This window comes from Methanobrevibacter acididurans, from assembly GCF_046197875.1.
Taxonomy (GTDB): domain Archaea; phylum Methanobacteriota; class Methanobacteria; order Methanobacteriales; family Methanobacteriaceae; genus Methanobrevibacter_A; species Methanobrevibacter_A acididurans.
In genome coordinates this window covers 859083-878252 of sequence record NZ_CP166991.1, presented here as the reverse complement: position 1 = coordinate 878252, position 19170 = coordinate 859083, and the positions used below count along the sequence as shown (strand labels likewise).

13 protein-coding genes are annotated in these 19170 nt (G+C 24.9%); 8 read left to right on the top strand and 5 right to left on the bottom strand.

Annotation, left to right across the window (positions count from 1 at the left end; genetic code table 11):
* Window positions 1–109 precede the first annotated feature (109 nt).
* From ACA135_RS04340 to ACA135_RS04320, 5 genes are all read left to right on the top strand, one after another.
* A complete protein-coding gene (locus tag ACA135_RS04340) occupies window positions 110–6265 on the top strand; it encodes a DUF3320 domain-containing protein (RefSeq protein WP_409197545.1) in 6156 nt (2051 codons plus the stop codon).
* 32 nt (window positions 6266–6297) lie between these two features.
* A complete protein-coding gene (locus tag ACA135_RS04335) occupies window positions 6298–8148 on the top strand; it encodes a histidine kinase dimerization/phosphoacceptor domain -containing protein (protein WP_409197544.1) in 1851 nt (616 codons plus the stop codon).
* 44 nt (window positions 8149–8192) lie between these two features.
* Window positions 8193–8405, top strand: coding sequence for a zinc-ribbon domain-containing protein (locus ACA135_RS04330; protein ID WP_409197543.1), 213 nt, complete (start codon window positions 8193–8195; stop codon window positions 8403–8405).
* A gap of 154 nt (window positions 8406–8559) precedes the next feature.
* Entirely contained in the window at window positions 8560–9378 is an 819-nt protein-coding gene (locus ACA135_RS04325; RefSeq protein ID WP_409197542.1) for a zinc-ribbon domain-containing protein, read from the top strand.
* A gap of 66 nt (window positions 9379–9444) precedes the next feature.
* On the top strand, window positions 9445–10023 hold the full coding sequence (locus ACA135_RS04320; protein ID WP_409197541.1) for a zinc ribbon domain-containing protein: 579 nt from the start codon (window positions 9445–9447) through the stop codon (window positions 10021–10023).
* On the opposite strand, the gene ACA135_RS04315 is transcribed toward ACA135_RS04320, so the two are convergent.
* The 3 genes from ACA135_RS04315 to ACA135_RS04305 form a co-directional block, all read right to left on the bottom strand.
* Window positions 10020–11144: a sensor histidine kinase gene (locus tag ACA135_RS04315; RefSeq protein ID WP_409197540.1), complete on the bottom strand. Its 1125-nt coding sequence runs from the start codon at window positions 11142–11144 to the stop codon at window positions 10020–10022. The two genes, ACA135_RS04320 and ACA135_RS04315, sit on opposite strands and share 4 nt — an antisense overlap.
* Window positions 11099–11368: a hypothetical protein gene (locus ACA135_RS04310; protein WP_409197539.1), complete on the bottom strand. Its 270-nt coding sequence runs from the start codon at window positions 11366–11368 to the stop codon at window positions 11099–11101. The genes ACA135_RS04315 and ACA135_RS04310 overlap by 46 nt, the downstream gene beginning before the upstream one ends.
* 80 nt (window positions 11369–11448) lie before the next feature.
* The gene (locus ACA135_RS04305; RefSeq protein WP_409197538.1) at window positions 11449–11856 is read right to left on the bottom strand and encodes a hypothetical protein; all 408 of its coding nucleotides are present in this window, start codon (window positions 11854–11856) and stop codon (window positions 11449–11451) included.
* A 461-nt stretch (window positions 11857–12317) separates the two neighbouring features.
* Between ACA135_RS04305 and ACA135_RS04300 the strand changes: the two genes are divergently transcribed.
* Window positions 12318–13355 (top strand): MATE family efflux transporter, encoded by a 1038-nt coding sequence (locus ACA135_RS04300; RefSeq protein ID WP_409197537.1) that lies wholly within the window; start codon window positions 12318–12320, stop codon window positions 13353–13355.
* Window positions 13356–13456: 101 nt separating this feature from the next.
* On the top strand, window positions 13457–13741 hold the full coding sequence (locus ACA135_RS04295; protein WP_409197536.1) for a hypothetical protein: 285 nt from the start codon (window positions 13457–13459) through the stop codon (window positions 13739–13741).
* 52 nt (window positions 13742–13793) lie between these two features.
* Here the strand turns inward: ACA135_RS04295 and ACA135_RS04290 are convergent, their stop codons facing one another.
* Window positions 13794–15623 carry a histidine kinase dimerization/phosphoacceptor domain -containing protein gene (locus tag ACA135_RS04290; RefSeq protein WP_409197535.1) on the bottom strand — a complete coding sequence of 610 codons (1830 nt, stop codon included), beginning with the start codon at window positions 15621–15623 and terminating at the stop codon, window positions 13794–13796.
* Between the two features lie 535 nt (window positions 15624–16158).
* On the opposite strand from ACA135_RS04290, the gene ACA135_RS04285 reads away from it, so the two are divergent.
* A complete protein-coding gene (locus tag ACA135_RS04285; RefSeq protein ID WP_409197534.1) occupies window positions 16159–16512 on the top strand; it encodes a hypothetical protein in 354 nt (117 codons plus the stop codon).
* Window positions 16513–16549: 37 nt separating this feature from the next.
* Here the strand turns inward: ACA135_RS04285 and ACA135_RS04280 are convergent, their stop codons facing one another.
* Complete coding sequence (locus tag ACA135_RS04280) at window positions 16550–19108, bottom strand: PAS domain-containing protein (protein ID WP_409197533.1); 2559 nt, start codon at window positions 19106–19108, stop codon at window positions 16550–16552.
* Window positions 19109–19170 lie beyond the last annotated feature (62 nt).

Genomic DNA, 19170 nt, shown 5'->3' with positions numbered 1-19170 from the left:
CTTAATTGAAATTATTAAAAGATTAAATTTATTAATTATTAAAATTAAATATAAATTTTAATATATTAAGTTTGATAAATAGTATATTACTTTTATATTTGGTGTAAACATGGCATATTCTTCAAAAAAAATTGCAAAGGAATTTTATAATCTAAGGAAAAACTTATTAGATTTAACATTACGTAACCAATTATTAAATTTTAAACCTAGATCTAAAACATTAACAATTACTAATCAATCACCAACTAACATTTATCAAACATTAGTATTGCAAGATTATACAATGACTTTTTCACCAAATAAAAAGGAAGAAGATAAGTCACGTTTACGAAATATTTGGGAACATCCATCATTAGATTTAAGTATTTTTAAAGATGGAGATAGAACATTAAAAGCAGATTTATCCCCTTCAGAATTGCAGAAAAGACTTTTTTATATTAATCAACAAGCTAAAACTATGTTGCAAGAACAAGGTTATAATATCCTTTATATTGCAGTAGGTTTTCTTAAATGGCAAGATGGTCATAAACCTAAACAAAATAATTTAGCACCTTTAATTCTTATACCTGTAGAAATGGAACGTAAAAAGGTAGGGAAAAGTTTCACAATTGATTGGACTGGGGAAGAGATTAAAACTAACATTTCTTTAAAAGCTAAACTGTTAGAAGATGGTATAGAATTACCAGAGTTTAAACAAACAAATTATGTTGAAGGGGTTGAACATTACCTTCGTAAAGTAAAAGATGCTGTACGTAGTCAGAAAAATTGGGAAATTTTAGACAATGTTGCATTAGGTTTTTTCAGTTTCACTAAATTTTTAATGTATGAAGATTTAGATCCTGATGCATTTAAAAATAGTGAAATTAGGGATAGGTATTCATTAATTGAATCAATTTTTGATCCTAGTCAAAATGTTTATGATGATACTTTCACTGAAGAAGATGTTGATTCTAAATTAGATTATAAAGATATGTATAATGTTTTGGATGCAGATTCTTCTCAAATTGCAGCTATTGAAAATGTTAAAGCTGGACATAATTTAGTTGTTGAAGGTCCTCCAGGTACTGGTAAATCTCAAACTATTGTAAATCTTATTGCGGAATTATTAGCTGAAGATAAAACAGTTCTTTTTGTTAGTGAGAAAATGGCGGCTTTAGAAGTTGTTAAAACTCGTATGGAGAATGTGGGTTTAGGTAAATTTGTTTTAGAATTACATTCTCATAAGGCTCGTCGTAAAAAAATGTTAAAGGATCTTGAAAGAAGTGTTAATGTTCATTCAAAATCTAATTTAGATATTGATAGAACAATTCGAAAATTAGAGAAGTTACGTTCTCAATTAGATGAATATGCTGATATTATTCATCAACCATTATATGAAGTTAAATTAAGTCCTTTTCAATTATACGGTATTAAAGAATCTGCAGATGATTATTATAGTAAAAAAGGTCGTTTATTGCCTTTAGTTAGATTTTCTAATAGTGAAAATTTGACTATGAAAGACTTAGATGAAATCATAACTATATTAGAAAGTTTAGCCGAATTACGTAGCACTATAACTAAGGATAACCCATGGAATTTAACTAATCCTAAAAGTTTACTTCCTCAAGATTTACGTGAAATCGAATTTTTAATAGATGATACTTTAGATAGTCTTGACAATTTCATGGTAGAAGCTGGTAGTGTTAATGATATTTATGGTATTAAGGTTCCTAATACTTTGAAGGAGTATAAATATAGTATTGAAGCTTTAAAAGTTTTAGATACTCGAAATACTGAATTAATTGATCCTGAGATTATTGGCAATTTTGAATGGATTTCTTCTCCTCGTAAAGCTTCAGAGTTAATTCAGCATGTTAAAGATTATCAAGATACTGTTAGAATTATGGAAAAATTTAATGATAATGTTTTATTAATAGATTTAGATTCTCTTATTTCTGAAATTGAAAAATCTAATCAGAAAAAATTCCATTTCTTTGGTGGTAATACTTTTAAAAGTCAGTTAAAAAATATTTATAACGGTGAAGTTCCTTCTGATAAGATTGCTTTACGTGATTTAACTCGCCTTAAAAAATATTTTAATGCTAAAAGAGTTATTGATAATTATGAAGAAGCAGGTAAACGATATTTTGGTAAATTATGGGATGTGAAAGAACCTTTTAATAATTATTATGTTGTTGAAAAGTGGATGCGTGAATTTAATGATTTGCTTGCAAATGGTACTTTTTCAGAAAAAACTATTGAGATTTTAAAAAATGATTTGTATGAACTTAATGCATTAGAAAATGTTCAAAGTTATCTTACAGCTGGGGATGTATTTGTTAAAAGTTTAAATCGTTTAGAAAATAAATTAAATCCTAGAAGTCAACTATTATTTAAAAAAGATAAAGCTGATGTGTTATTTAGTGAATGGAGTAATCAATTAAGTGAATGGAAAGGTCAATTATCTAGTTTACATTTATGGAGTCAATATTTAAGTATTAAAAATAAATGTCAACAAACTAATGCTAAAATTTTTGTAGATACTATTGAAAAACGTAAAATAGGTAAATACGATGTTAAACCATTAGTTTTAGGTAATTTTGCAGATAGTTTATTAAATATTGTTTTCAGTGAAAATCCTACTCTATCAACATTTATTGGAGAATTACATGAAAATCGTATTAGTGAATTTAGGGATTTAGATCGTGAAATGATTAAATTAAATCGTAAACGAATATATAATAAGTTAAATAATAAAATCCCTCAAATTTTTGGAGCTGCTGATGATGAGGAATCACAAGTATTAGCTGGAGAATTCACACGTAAAAGTGGACATTTGCCTGTTAGAACATTACTTGAAAAAGCTGGGGGAACTATTAAAAAGATTAAACCATGTTTTATGATGAGTCCTTTAAGTATTGCTCAGTATTTAGATCCTACTAATGAAAAATTAGAATTTGATGTTGTTATTTTTGATGAAGCAAGTCAAGTAAAACCTGAGGATGCTTTAGGTGCATTTATGCGTGCTGATACTGCTGTTGTTATGGGTGATACTCAACAATTACCACCTACAAGCTTTTTTGATCAGATGACTGATGCAGATAGTGAAGAAGAAGTTGCTACTGCTTTGGACATGGAAAGTATTCTTCATTTATGTAAACTTTCATTCCCTGTCAAAATGTTAAAATGGCATTACCGAAGTAGACATGAATCTTTAATTGCAGTGAGTAATGAAGAATTCTATGATAATAATTTATTAGTATATCCTTCACCTAGTCATAATGATTCTGAGCTTGGATTAAAATTCCATTATGATAGTTCTACTTATTATGATAGAGGTAATTCTAGTAGTAATTTAGGGGAAGCTAAACTTGTTGTTGAAGAAATATTTAAACATTTCCAGAGATATGGGGATACTAAATCTTTAGGTGTAGGTACTTTTAGTGTATCCCAAAGAAATGCTATTATAGAAGAATTAGAAATTCAACGTAAATATCATCCCGAATTAGAACCTTTATTTAATGAAAAACGTGATGAACGTTTCTTTGTTAAGAATTTAGAAACTATACAAGGAGATGAACGTGATGTTATCATAATTAGTGTAGGTTATGGTTTTGATAAAGAAGGTAAAATGAGTCTTAATTTTGGTCCTTTAAATCAAGAAGGAGGGGAACGTCGACTTAATGTTTTAATTACTAGAGCTCGGGAAAAATGTATAGTTTTTAGTAATTTTAAGGCACAGAATATGCATTTAGCAGCTAATCCTCCTTTTGGTGTTAAAGCTTTAAAAGACTTTTTAGAATATGCTGAAAATCTTAATTATGGACCTAGAAAAGGAAATAATGAAATTAAAGAACCATTTGAAGATGCTGTTTATAATTTCCTTGTTGAAAATGGGTATACTGTTGATAAACAAGTTGGATGTGCAGGATTTAGAGTTGATTTAGCGGTTGTAGATGCTAATAATCCAGGTCGTTATATTTTAGGTATAGAAACTGATGGTAAAATTTATGCTTCTAGTAAAGTTGCTACAGATCGTGATCGTTTACGTGATCAACTATTACAAGGATTAGGTTGGAATATTTATCATTTATGGAGTACAGATTGGTATCGTAATCGAGATTTGTCACGTAAAAGATTATTAGAATCTGTTGAGTTAAATCAAAGAGAAACTGTTAAAAATGAAATTCTTAGTGAGTTAAATGCTTATGAATCTATGAAAATTGTTCCAGTTACAACTTATACTCCAGCAGATCAAAATGATGATGAATCAAATGAAAAAGAAACAGATGAAAACATTGTTATTAATCCATCTATTGAAGAATCTGAGAGTAATATTATTGATGAAGAGTTGGAAAATTTAGTTAGTGAACCTTCAGAATCTGAAAATATTAATCAAACACAAGAAACTGAGGATAAAGAGTCAAATTCAAAGGTAAATAAAAATATTCCAGATTCAGAAAAAAGCACTCCAATAATAAGTGACCTATTATATGAAGAAGAATCTACTCCAATAATAACAGATAATAAAATAAATCAAACAAATAATAATAACATTCCAAAACAAGAATTTGAAGATAAAAATTTAAGTATTTCACAAAATCATATAAATAATAATATATCTAAAGATATAAACATTAATAATATAACTGATAATAAAAGCACTGAAGAAAAATTTGAAACTAATAAAAAATTAAAATTTAAAAATAAAAAACAAATTTCTGATGAAATTATAAAAGATAATGAAGTCGGTGATAGTATAACTGATGAAAAACAAAAACATTCTTTCATATCTAAATTAACCAACAATATTAATGAAAAATTAACTGGTGGATCTAAAAGAGATGAAAATATAAATGTTGAAGAACCAATTGATGAAGAAATATCAACCAATCAAAATTCATCTGAAGAAAGTTCTTTAAATGAAGATGAATCTAATAAAGATAATTCAAAGGTTAAATTTCACAATACTATTGAAAACACGGAAAAACCTTCTAAATCAAAAGTAAAATTCAGAAAGAAAGTGAACATCCCTGAAATTGAAGAGGATATTAATCAAGAGGTTATTGATTCATTAAACTCTCCAGATATAATTACAGTTAATCCTGACGAAGCTGACATTTCAAATATTGATGTAATCACTCCAGATGAAGAAGAAAACATAGAAGAAATAGCTAAAGGTTCAATTCATGGAGATGAATCTATCCATAAAGTCACTCCAACAAAAGAAGATAAAAATAGTTGGGATGATGTAATCACTCCAGAACATAGTGAAGAAGATTTAAAAGAAGTTGAAGATTCAGATTTTTATGATGATTATGAAAATGATGGTTACTATGATCCTGCTACTGATTTAAATAATCCATTACGTAAAAATACTGTGCACCGTGAAGATTATGTGGATAATAAACCTAAAGATAAATATTCATTAAAAGCTTTAACTCAATCCTTAAATGAAATGAAAAATGAACTTAAATATATTGATGCTTCATTAAAAGAAATTGAAAATCCAACAGAGATTGATGATGTTTATGTTATAGATCGTACTGAAGAAGAAGATAAATCTATAACACCTGCACATGCTGAAAATGATGAAGAAGTGCAAGAAGATTATAAAACACCTGTGGATGATAATTTAGATACAATTATTAGTAATATAAATGATGATATCACTAAAAAAGAAAAACAATTAAATAATGTTCTTAAATCTTATGATGATAGAAAGATTTCAAGAAAAATAAATAATATGGAAGATTATGTTGTTTCCTATGAAGAAGCAAATAATATTAAAATCACTAAACCTGCAGATTTATATGAAAGACCAATAAAAGATGTTTCAATTGACATTGATGATATTATTAAACAAGAAAGTCCAATTCATATTGATACATTAATTTTACGTCTACGTGAATCTTGTAACCTTAAAAGAGCAGGAACAAAATTTAAGGATGCTATTAATTTAGCATTAAAATACTCTGAAGATGAGGGATTCATTAAACGTGAAGGTGATTTCTTATTCTATAATGGAAGTAACATTGTATTAGTTAGAAAAAGAGTGAAACCTAATATTGACTTTATTAGTGATGCAGAAATTAAAGAAAATGTTTTATTAGTTCTTAAACTTCAACAATCTGTAGAAACCAAGAAATTAGTTAAAAAAGTAGCAAATAATTTTGGTTTCAAATCAACTAGTAAAAAGACTAGTAAACGTATAACTGATGTTATTGATTACATGATTGGCAAAGAAGAAGCAACTAATAATGAAGGACGTATAGAACTATTATAAAGATAATATAATTTTAGGAGGGTTCTAAAAATATGATTTTTGAAGTTTTAGATAGTGATGGAAATTATATCGCAAAACAAAAAATTGAAAAATCCACAGATTTTTACACCCCTTCAAACAAAATTAAAACAGTTCCAAATTTTATTTATGAAGATGTTTTAAAATTAGTAGATTATGATGTAAATATTTTCATCCCTTACAAAAATGGGGAAGATTTCATTGTTCAACATTTAAGCAATGTAATTAAAAATCATTGTAAAATAACAGATGAAGAAGAAATTAAAGGTTGTCTCTTTTCAGAAGTATTTCCCATTTTTGTAAATAATTCTATTTTAAATTTATTACAAGAATCTTTTAAGAAAAAAACACCAATAAACTTCCAAATAAAAGGACATACTGATGATAATCTTTTATTTAAACATTATGATTGTAATATTATAATTTCGGGAGGTCTTGCTTTTATTTTAGTTAAAGATGATACTGATTTAGTTTTAACTCAACTTAGTGAAACTATGAGCATATTTGAAAATTCACCATATGGTTTAGCTATTTATCAAGATAATAAATTTGTCAAAGTCAATGATAAATTTTTAGAAATGATAGAAATTTCAAGAGTTAATTTTTCAAAAAAAGCTTATGACTTTGAAAAGGTTCATCTTCACCCTTTAGATTATTCAATGGAATATTTTAATGAAAGAACTAATCAATTATTAATGAATAAAATTTTCCAAACATTACAATTAATGGAATTTAATGATTCTAATGGAAAAACTCATTGGTATAATATTACAGGTGCTCCGATACATTATAATAATCAAAATGCAGCATTATTTAAAATTTTTGATTATACTAAAAATAAAAATATTTATGATAAATCTTTAACAGTGGGAAAAGCTTTAAAATTAGTTGAATCTCATGAAAAATTTGCTCTTTTAAGTTATGATTCTCAAAAAGGGTTTTTTGTCACAGATGAATTTTTTAATATTCTTGAAACAGAACCATTTGAAATTCACAGTAATATAGATAATGTTTTAAATTTTTTAACACCTAAAGATCAAATAAATTTTAAAAGGTATTTAAATAAATTATGTGATAATCAATTATCTGAATCAGATTTTCATTGTACAGTTAAATTAAAAAATGATAAAATTAAGCATTTATTAATTTTTAATAAGATTATTAGTTGGGGGGATAATGGAATTCCTAATTCATCTGTTTCATACATGTTAGATGAAACTGAAACGGTTTTACGTGAACGTAAACTTGAATGTGCAGATTATGATAAAACAGTGCTTTTAAAGGAAATTCATCATAGAGTTAAGAATAATTTACAAATAATTTTAAGTTTAATTAGTTTAGATGAAAGATATAATAAAAATGATTTAAAATCAATTTTAGATTCTACTAAAAGTCGTATTGAAGCTATGGCTTTAATCCATCAAAAAACTTATGAATCTGAAAATTTATCTCATATTAATGTTGAAGATTTCTTTAAGGATTATTGTCATAGTATTTTAAGTTTATATGAACTGGAGAATAAAATTATTATTCATTATGATATTAATAAGGATTTAGAGTTTTCAATTGATTATATAACTCCTTTAAGTTTAATAATTAATGAATTTGTAACTAATTGTGTTAAATATGCCTTTCCAGCTAGTCAAAATGAAAAAAATATATTTTTTAGTATAAAAGTTGTTGATGATGAAGCTATTTTAGAGTTTAAAGATAATGGAATTGGATTACCTGAAGATTTAAATATTTATAATAGTCCTTCTTTAGGTTTAACTATTATTAATAATCTTACAGTTCAAATTAATGGTGAATTATTTAAAGAAGATTGTGAGGGTGCTGGTTTTAAATTAGTATTCCCTATTAAGTAATGATTTTTTAAATTTTTAATAAATAAGTAGTAAGAGGAGAATTTATGACTGTTTATTGCCCAGAATGTGGAGAAGATAACCGGGATAATGCGAAATTTTGTCATGAGTGTGGTGCTGATTTAAGTAAAAATAATATAAAAACTAATGATAATAAAGGGGTAAGTGATTCTAAAAAATTTATTATTGCTGCTTTAATAGTTGTTTTAGCTTGTCTGCTTATGTTCATATTAGCATTTTTAGTATTTAATCAAAGCTAAATTTTTTAAATTTTTATTCTTATTAATTTTTATTTATAAAATTTTAAATAATACTTTTTTTAAATTTAATAATTGTATATAATTATAAATGAATTTTTGTTTATAAATAAAAAAGGGTTTAATTTTTTTTCATGATGGAGGGGAAAAAAGAAAAATGACAATTTATTGTTCGACTTGTGGAGAAGAGAACGAAGATAGTGCGAAATTTTGTAGGAAATGTGGTGCTAGTTTAAATAGTAATATTAAGAAAATAAATAGTTCGGATAATTTAGGAAATCTTAATAAAAAGTATATTATCATTGGTTTAATTATTGTTTTAGCTGTTATTTTAATTTCAGCAGGTGCTTATTTTGCTTTTAGTCAGAATAATATGAAGTCTATGGATTTTGGGGCTTTCACTATGAATGTGCCAGATGATGCAAATTTCATTAATAATTCATCTACTGCAGGTTTAAGTTCTTTTGTTGATAGTACTAATCATTTAATGGCTACCTTTATTTATACAGATTCCTTATCTAATGCAGCTGGAGCTGCAGGTATAAAAGCCAGTTTTGAAAGTTACCCTACTGTGAATAATGATAAACTTAAAGTGAATAATTGTACTATTCATAAAATTAGTACTGATGGTGGTTATGGTTATGTTGCTCTTTATAATCCTACTGGAATTTATATAGTTGTTGCTTCTGATGATTTAAATGAATTAGTGGAAATGGTCAATAGTATACAAGTAAAAACAATCCAAAATTCTACTACTTCTAGTTCTTCTGATACTAGTAGTTCTTCAAGTAATAGTGGATCTTCTAGTTCTGGTATTTCTAGTCAAGGTACTGTTAATATAAATGGTAATGATTATAATCGTGTGTATTATAGTGATGGTTCTTATAAAACTTATGGGACTAAAACAGGTTTATTATATCAAAATACTCATGATAGTCAACCAATTGAAGCAGAGGTTTATGATTATCCTATTTAGTCATTATTTTCATTTTTTTAAAATACAAATTTAAATTATAATTATAATAATTTCGGAGGAATAAAATTGAAATGCCCTCACTGTGGTGCTGAAAATAAGGAAGGAGCAAGTATTTGTACTGAATGTGGTAAACCAATATATGAAATACAAACTAAAATTAAAGAATCTAAAGAAGAAAGATTATTAACTAAGAAAATTATTAGAACTGCGGTAATTGTGATTGTTGTATTATTAATTCTTGTATCTGGTGTTTATTTATTTGTAACTAATAATGATGACACTAATAATATAAATTTAGGTTCTTGTACAATGGAAATTCCTTCAGATATTAATTTAACTCAAGTAAATGCTTCTAATAATTCTTATTTACAAACTTACACAGATACTAATAAAAATGTTATGGTTTCATGTTTGAATGCTTCTAATCCTGAAGCTTCAAGTAATATTAAAGAAGTTACTACTAATTTAGGCAGTTACACTAAATTAACTAATAAAACTTTAAATACAAATTGTACTATTTATGCAGTTTCTAGTAAACTAGGATATAATTATATGGGAACATATCATTCTAATAATGCTTTCATTTTAATTGGTGGAAATGACTTAAATGATATTTCTGATATGTTAAATAGTATTAAATCTTAATTTTTTCTATTTTTTTCATTTTTTAATGGGAATTTAATTTCAAAACAGGTTCCTTTAACATTTTTAATTTCTTCTAATTTTCCATTAATTTGTTTGGTTAATGTTTTAATGACGGTAAATCCTAAACTATCTAAATTATTTAAATCAAAATCTTTAGGTAATCCTATTCCATCATCAATAAATGATACTATACCTATATTGTTTATTTTATGGAATTTTAAATAGAAAGTTCCTTTTTCTCCATTAGGAAATGCATACTTTATTGTGTTATTTATAAATTCAGTTAATATTAATCCTAAAGGTATTGCAGTATCTAAATCTATTTTGGTATCTTCTAAACATGTATTAAATTCTATAGGATTAGAATATAAGTTAATTAAACTTCTACCAATATCAGGTAAGTAATCTGCAATATTAACAGTTTCTAAATCTGCAGATTTATAAATTTTTTTATGTAAAGTTGCCATAAAGTTTATTCTGTTTCTAGTTGATTCAATTACACTTTCTGGATCATTTTTATTAAATGAATTTTCAAGGTTCATTAAACTTAAAATAATTTGTAAATTATTTTTAACTCTATGATGAACTTCTTTCACAAGCATATTTTTTTCTTCTAATGTTTGTGATAATTCAGTAGTGGTTTTTTCTAATCTCTTCTGATAAATTACTATTTCAGTAATGTCTTGAACAAATGCGGTTTTGCTTTTTATTTTACCATTATTATCAAATTTTGTTTTAGCATTTATAGATAAATATTTCTTATTATTTTTATATGTGATTACTTGTAATGTGTCATTGAAGCTTGTTATTTCTTCAGAATTTAAGTAAGATTCCCATAATATTTTATCTTTAGGTATTAAAAATTGCTTTATTAAAAATGTGTTTTTAGGGAATTTATTTGGAGGTATATCTAATATTTTATATATTTCAGATGTCCAAGTAATTTTATTTTCTTCACAACTTCCTATGGCTATTGAAATATTTTCTTGTATAAATTCTAAATCATCTTGAAGCTTTATTGCATTTAATTCCTTTTCTTTTAAATTTGTAATATCGATGAATGTAAAATGTAATCCTAATTGATATGTATTGTTTTTGGAATTATATTCAATATAGCCCATCTTTCTCCATCTTCTTGTAAAATTTTTACTTCATCAGTAAAATTATAGTTTTCCCTATTTTTAATTTTATTTGTTAATTCAATAAATTTTTCTGGTTTAGTTGATTGAAGTGTTACTTGATCTTTGGGGTATGGGGAATTTATTAATTTTTCTTTTGGGGTTTGGAATAAATCAGCAAAACTTTGGTTGCATTTATATATTTTATTGTCTATAATAAATGCCATTGCTTTATTAGAACCATTTAATAATTTATTTTCATTTTGGAATAGTGTTTCGAATTCGTTTTCGTAATTAATACTAATAATTATACTATTTGATATTTGAATATTGTATCTATAAATGTTATAACTAATTTATCGTCATCATAAAACATTAAATTTACTTTTTCTGTTTTTCCAGTATTGTAAACCCTATCAAAGATGTTTTTAAAGTCATCATAAGGTTTTTGAAATAATGTTTCGAAGTATAATTGTCCATTAATATTATCTTCTGCTGTAGTTACTAAAGGTACTATTTTACTTAAGTTCCGTATTATGTAATCATCATTATACGGTGTTAAAACACCTCCCCCTAAAATATTATTATCTAATAATGGTTGGAAAGGTAATTTTTCTAGTTTTGTTAAAGGTTTCTTGTTTTTTTTAATGTTTGGATTAACTTTGATTTCCCCTATCTTAGTATTATCTTCATTGAGCAGTACTAATTTTTTCATTTTTTACCCCTTAATTTTTTAATACAATGATATCTTATTTATTTTTAATTAATTAAATAATTTTTTAAAGTTGAAAAATTTTAAATTGGTAGTTTAATTAATTTTTTAATAGTTTTTTTTACTGGGTCAATCCAAAATGTTTATTTGTCTTGGAAACATAACATTACTTAGTGTAGATGTTTTTTAACTTACATATTAATATTTTTTTCCATTTAACTATTAATATCTGTTAAGTTCTTTTAAACATACTAATCTGTATTTAAAGAGTAAACTCTGAAAAGTTCGTAAAAATTTTTTAAAAATATTTAAAGGAAAATAAAAAACATTAGGTACATTTTTAAGTGAAAAAATAAAATATCAAATAATATAAGTTTTATACAGAGCTTAAATTATATTAAAGATTTATTATAAAAAAAAGGGTGATTTAAATTAATAAACAAAAATCAGATGATATAGATTTGATGTTAAATCATCCAAAAATGGCGTATGTTAAATTATTTTTACCCACAGTAATTATCTTACTAATATGTTCTGCTAATATGCTAGCAGATTCTTATTGGGTTTCTTTTTGTGGGCCACAACCTTTTGAAGCACTAAGTTTTTTATCACCACTAGTTTTATTAGTTAATGGTATAGCAAATGGAATAGGTGTAGGTGCAGCTACTGTAATAGGTAAAGCAATTGGTGAAAATGATAAAAAGAAAGTGAATAATAGTTTAATACATATTGTTATTTTAACATTCCTAAGTTTTTTAATAACTTATATAATATTTAATTTAACTTTACCACAAATATTAACCCTTCAAGGAGCAAGTCCTGAAATTGTGAAATTAGGATTAGAATATGGAGGTGTTTCATTTTCTATTGGTATGATAGGTATTTTTGTAACTAATATCTTCTTTGGTGTTTTAAGATCTAAAGGTCGTATATTAAAAACAAGTATAGCTCTTATTGGTAGTGTTTTATTAAACATAATAATAGATCCAATACTTATATTTGATAAAGTACCATTTTTTAATATTCAGGGATTAAATTTAGGTTTAGCTGGAGCAGCATCTGCTACCTTAATAGGGAATTGTGTTTGTGCGGTCCTGCTCACTTATCTTGTATTTAAAGGAGATAAAAGATTCCCATTTACATTGAAAGATTTTAAGTTCAATTGGGAAATGTTTAAAAATATAATTTTTAATAGTATTCCTGCATTAATTACTAATGTAGCAGTATCTTTTTCTGGAGTCATAATTAATAAAGTTTTAATGTCTTATGGTACTCATCAAATGGCTTTATCTTATTTTTCAAATCAAAATACTTCTGTTATGGCTAGAACTTATTCTCCTGTAAATACTTATGGTATTACATCTAGAATTATTAACTTATTTATGGCACCTTCCTTAGCTATTGAAATGTTAACAGTTTCTATAGTTAGTATAAACTATGGGGCTAAAAAGAAGAATTTATTAAAAATATGTAATTTTGCAATTCTATTAGACTTATTATAGCTATTGTTTTATGTTTAATAATTTTCTTTTATAATTCTTGGTTAGCAACATTTTTCGGTGGAAATCTTAGTGATGCTACACTTAAAAGCTTATCAAAGAGTATGATTATTTCATCATTACTTTTATTCACTTTACCTTTTGGTGTTGTTAGTATTGCAGCTTTACAATCTACAGGTAATACTAAACTTGCAACATTATTTGCAATTTTCAGAGAATTAATTGGTATTATTGTCTTAATAGGTTTAACAATGTACCTTAGTGAATTTGGTTCATGGTTAGGTATTCCTATTGGTAACTTAATTGCTAATTTTGCGTTTTATATTTATGTACGGCATTACATTAGGAATTTGGATTATTATAACGAAGGCACTGAGCCTTCAACTTAAATATTTTTTTATAAAAAAAAGGGGAAATTAAGAAATTAAACACTTTCTTTTTTTAATCCGTAAAGTTTATCTCGTATGCAGTACCGGGTAGGGGTAGTAGTTCTATTGATCCTTCAATTTGTTCAGTTAGACTTTTTATTAATATTATACCAACATCTTTTGGGTTTTCAATATTAACATTTGTTGGTAAGCCTATTCCATTATCAGCTATTAATAATTTTATTAACCCTTTAGAAGTCTTTTCTAAGCTGATTTTAATATTACCCTTTTCATTACTTGGGAATGCATATGCAAAACTATTATTAATTATTCCAGAAATTATTAAACTTAATGGAATAGCTTTATCTATTCCTACTTTTACATCATCTAAATTAAAATCTAAATTTATATTTGGTTTTTTATTTCTTTTTGAAATATTTTCTACTTCTTCTTCAATATATTCTTTTAAATTTATATGAACATTATCATTAGATTGATAAATCTTCTTATGAACTGTTGCCATACTGTTTATACGATTTTTTGTCGATTCTAAAATTTCTTTAGGTTTATCTGGTTTATAATGCATATTAAGGTTTAATAAACTGGATATTATTTGTAAATTGTTTTTAACTCTATGATGTACTTCTTTTAGGAGGATTTCTTTTTCATTATTTAAATTTCTAAGTTCTTTTTGCTCCCAAACTTTCTCACTAATATCTTGTAAGTATCCTACACCTTGGACTAATTTACCATCTTTATTAGTTCTACAATCAATGTATAATTCTATATCTTTTATTCCTTTTTGTGTTTCTATTTTTGTTCGAATTAAACCAGTTTGAGTTTTCTTAAGCTCATTAAATAGTAAAGTATTAACTCTATTAAATTCTTCTTTTATAATATAATGTTGTATTACGTCATCTTTTAAATCACAGTCTTCTTTTTTCTCTTCAATAATATTATAAAATTCATCACTCCATTCAAAACCATTTTGGCAATCCCAGTAGATGTATGCTATTTTACTAACACCTGAAACCATATTTAATGCATTATCTAATTTTTCTGCACGAATTTGGTGATTAACTCCTTCGGTTATATCAAATGCATAGAATAATGCTGCGGGTTCTCCATTAAAACGGGATAGTTGCATTGTAGCTTTAACATAAACAGTTTGCCCATTTTTATGTTTTAAAGTTAAAATGTCTGTATAATTAAACATTTCTTTTTTGATAATTTTTGTATAAATTTTATAAATCTCTGGAGGTGTTGGGTTTCTTTTAAATTGAGGATTATTAAAGTAATAATCTTTACCTATAATTTCATTAGGTGTGTATCCTGTAATCTTTTCAATTGCACTATTTGCTTCTACAATTTTTTGATTTTGAATAATCATTAAAGGATCAGGTGCATTATATAATAATTCTATTTCATTTTCATCAATTAATTTAAACTTAGATTCCACATAAAAAATGATAACAATGTTATTTTCATGTTTAAAAATTTTTTGATTAGATTCATATAATAATGAATTATCTCCATAGTATAAGAGTTTAATATTTCGTGACTTTCCTGTTTTATAAACCTCATCAAAGATTTCTTTAAAACCTAACTCCCTCATCAAGGGGCATAATTTAAAAAAAGATTTATTAAATAAATTATAAACATTAATACCATTATTAAATGAGGATTTACTGAAGTTAGAATATTGTATAACATAATCCTTACAATTATTATAAGGTATAAGTACATTAACTATTTCATTAAAGTTATCTAAGAAATTTTTATTAGGGTAAGGTTTTAAATTATCGATAACGTTAGTAGTTTCTTTTAGTAAACTAGTTTTATTAATGTTTTTATTAAGTATTATATTATCATTTTCATCTAATAATTGGCATTTGACTTTCATATTAGGGGCATCTCGTTTATATTTTATTTAATTAAGAGGGGGTATTATTTTAATATATTATTAAAATAAAGAAGTGAATCAAGAGAAAATATTTAGTTCGTTTTATATAAAAGTTTTTTAATTTTAAAAGTTTTTTTTCATAAATTAAGATTTTTATTATTCAATTAAATAATTATATATCTAAGATATAAACATTTTTCTATAATTACTTTTATGTTTTAAAAACAAATTATGTTAAATAATAATCCCTTTTTTTTAAGTATAAATGTTAAAAATAATATAAAGTATATTAAATGTATACTGGGAGGAATATTATATTTTTATAATTAATGAAGATTTACCAATTCAAAAGAAATATTATAAAGCTTGTGAAAGTTTACAAAGTAATGTTGAAAATTATGCTAAATATACTAATGAGTTAACAAATGCTATTAATCTATCAAATAAAGTTAGAATTAAAAGTATTAATCATTTAAAGGATTCACCATCACCTAATGAAATAGAGTTAATATGTAATGATATTGCTCAAGTAAATATGAATGAATACAGTGTGATAAAAGAAAATTCACATTTAATATTTGAAAATTTAATAGATATAATAAATATTGGATCTTATTTCACAAAACTTTATAATGAACCCGTCCTAAAAGACGATAAAGAAGATATTTATAATTCTATAAAAGCATTAATAGGGTTTAAAAAATCAATTATTAACAATAAAAAGAATTTAAATAATAATATAAAAGTCATGAGTAATTTAAATGTATCCAATGACTTTGTAACTAATTCTTTTAATGATTTAATAGAGATTAATAAAGAAAGAAACAAGAAATATGATGAAATTTTAGAATCCTTAAATAAATTAGAAATTGATTTTAAAAAAATATAATATTAAAAAAGAATTGTTAAATGTAGAAATAGATGGTTTAGATTTTAAATTTTAATTCTAAACCAAAACCTTTAACATCACTTATTTGGGTTAAAGTTCCATCTAACTGTTGAGTGAAGTTTCGGATAATAATAAAACCTAAACTTTCAGCAGTGAACAAATCAACACCACTTGCCAAACCTACACCATCATCCCAAATCTTTAAATCCAAAATGCCATCAATGTTTTTAAGAGTAATACAATAATTTCCTCTAACTTCATCAGGGAATGCATATTTAATAGTGTTTAATGATACTTCATTTACAAGTAAACCCAGTGGGATGCTACGATCCATATCTAATTCAATAGGTTCAATATCTAAATGTAATTCAATATTACCTTTAGAATAAAGGTTAAATAAATTATTAATTGCTTCTTCAAGGAAAGTTTTTAAATTAACATTAGATAAATTATCACTATTATAGACTTCCTCATGAGTTAAAGCCATAGTATGAATACGGTTATAAGCTTGATTTAAAACATATTCAGGATTATTCTTATTAAATCTTGATTCAAGATTTAAAAAGCTTAAAATGAGTTGTAAATTATTCTTAACGCGATGATGAACTTCTTGTAAAAGAACTTTTCGATCCTCGGATAATTGTTCTAAAGCTTCTTCATGTTCTGCAATTTCTGTTACATCTTGAATAAATCCAACAATTTTAATTAATTCATGTTTATCATCAAACTTACCTGTAGCATAACATGAAAATATTTTATTATTTCCTTTTGCTGTTACAATATGGTATTTTATTTGAAAATAAGGATTATAATAATTTATACCATTTATTAATTTATATAACTTAGTTAAATCTTCCGGTACAACAAGTTTTATAATATCATTAGGATCAGTTTCTTCTTTTTTTAATTCACAAAGATTATATACTTCATCAGTATAAGCGAAATCCCCATTTTTATAAGTAGTAATAAATATTTTACTCAAACTTTGTATTTGATTAATATTATCTTGTATTTCAAATGCGTCTTTTCTAGCTAAAGTTTCCTCTGTAACATCCATTAAAAAACCAATCTTTCGTATGACCTGACCATATTTATTAAATATTGCTTTGTTTTGACTGTAAATATATTTTAAAGTATTATCTCGACTAATTATACGGTAAGTCACTTCATTTATTGGTTTACTTGGACTTAAATCAAGTACTTCTATTAATTTTTCTTTATCTTCTGGAACTAAAAATTCCTGCATTAAAGAAATATTATCAGGGTATTCATTAGGATTTATTCCAAGGATTTTATAAATTTGTGGAGTGTAGGTGTATTTACCCTTCTCATAATTTGCAAGTACAATATTACTTGTATCTTGAATTAATTCAAAGTTTTCCTGTAATTTTAAAGCGTTTTGTTCTCTTTTCACTTCATCTGTAATATCTTGAGTGAAAGTGTAAATATTACGCTTATTATTAATATATTGAATACTGAATAATGATTTCAAATATTTAACATTGCCTTTTGCGGTTTTAATAGCATAAATACATTTTTCTATCTGATTATCACCTAAATTATCAAGTATGGTTTGGATTTTTTCATTTTCATTAGGGAGAGTATAATGGTAAATAAAATTATCATTAGAGTTTAAATCCACATCTTTTTGATTAATTTCCAGGATTTCATAAATTTCAGGGGTCCATTTAACATTATTTCCTTCACGGATACTAATAGCAGTTTTATAACCTTTTTGTTTATTCATAAAGTTATCAAGGAAACTTAAATCATTATCACTCCTTTCTTTAATTTTTTTAATATAATGAAAACCTATTTGTATTAAATTATCATCAATTTGGCGAATATAAGTGTTAAACCATAAATTTTCTCCATTTTTAGTTAATATTTCACATTCTAAATTAGAATTCTCTATTTCACCTTTAAAAATAGCATTGAAATTATCAATAAAACTTGTTAATCCGTTAGGATTATTACGGATTGTTTTTACAATGTTATCCAATCCTTTTTTATTTAATTCAGGTACATTATAACCAATTTTTTCTTTAAATGCTTTGTTTGATTTAATAATTTGATTATTATTGTTTATTTGTAATCTTGGAATGTAAGCTTCTTCAAAAACACGATTGCTACGTTTTTTTTCTTGATAAATTATAGTTTTATCTCTAAAAATTAGATAGTAATAATCTTTTTGTTTAAAAAATGATACTTTAAAAAATTTTAATAGTTTTTCATTATTTAATAATTGTAAATCGAATTCTACATCTAATTTTATTTTTCTTGGATTATCATTTAATTTTTCATATAAAGGATTGAATCTAAAAACTTCACTTAAAAGTCTTCCTTTTAAATAATCTCCAAGATTAGGTATATACTCATTAAAGAAAGTGTTACTTGAATAAAGGAATAAGAAATCATTATTATTCAATGGTTTTAATATACAAATATTATCATCTAATTTATCAAATACTGGAGCTAAACTGAAAGATTCAATATCTTCATATCTTGGACAGTTACAGATTAATTCATTTAAATTTTGGAATCTATATGAATAATTTTTTTTCTGTTTTTTAAATTCATGTGTTAATGTATACATTCCTTTTTCCCTCTATGAATAATTTATAAGTATTCTATTATATCATACTTTTATTATTTATC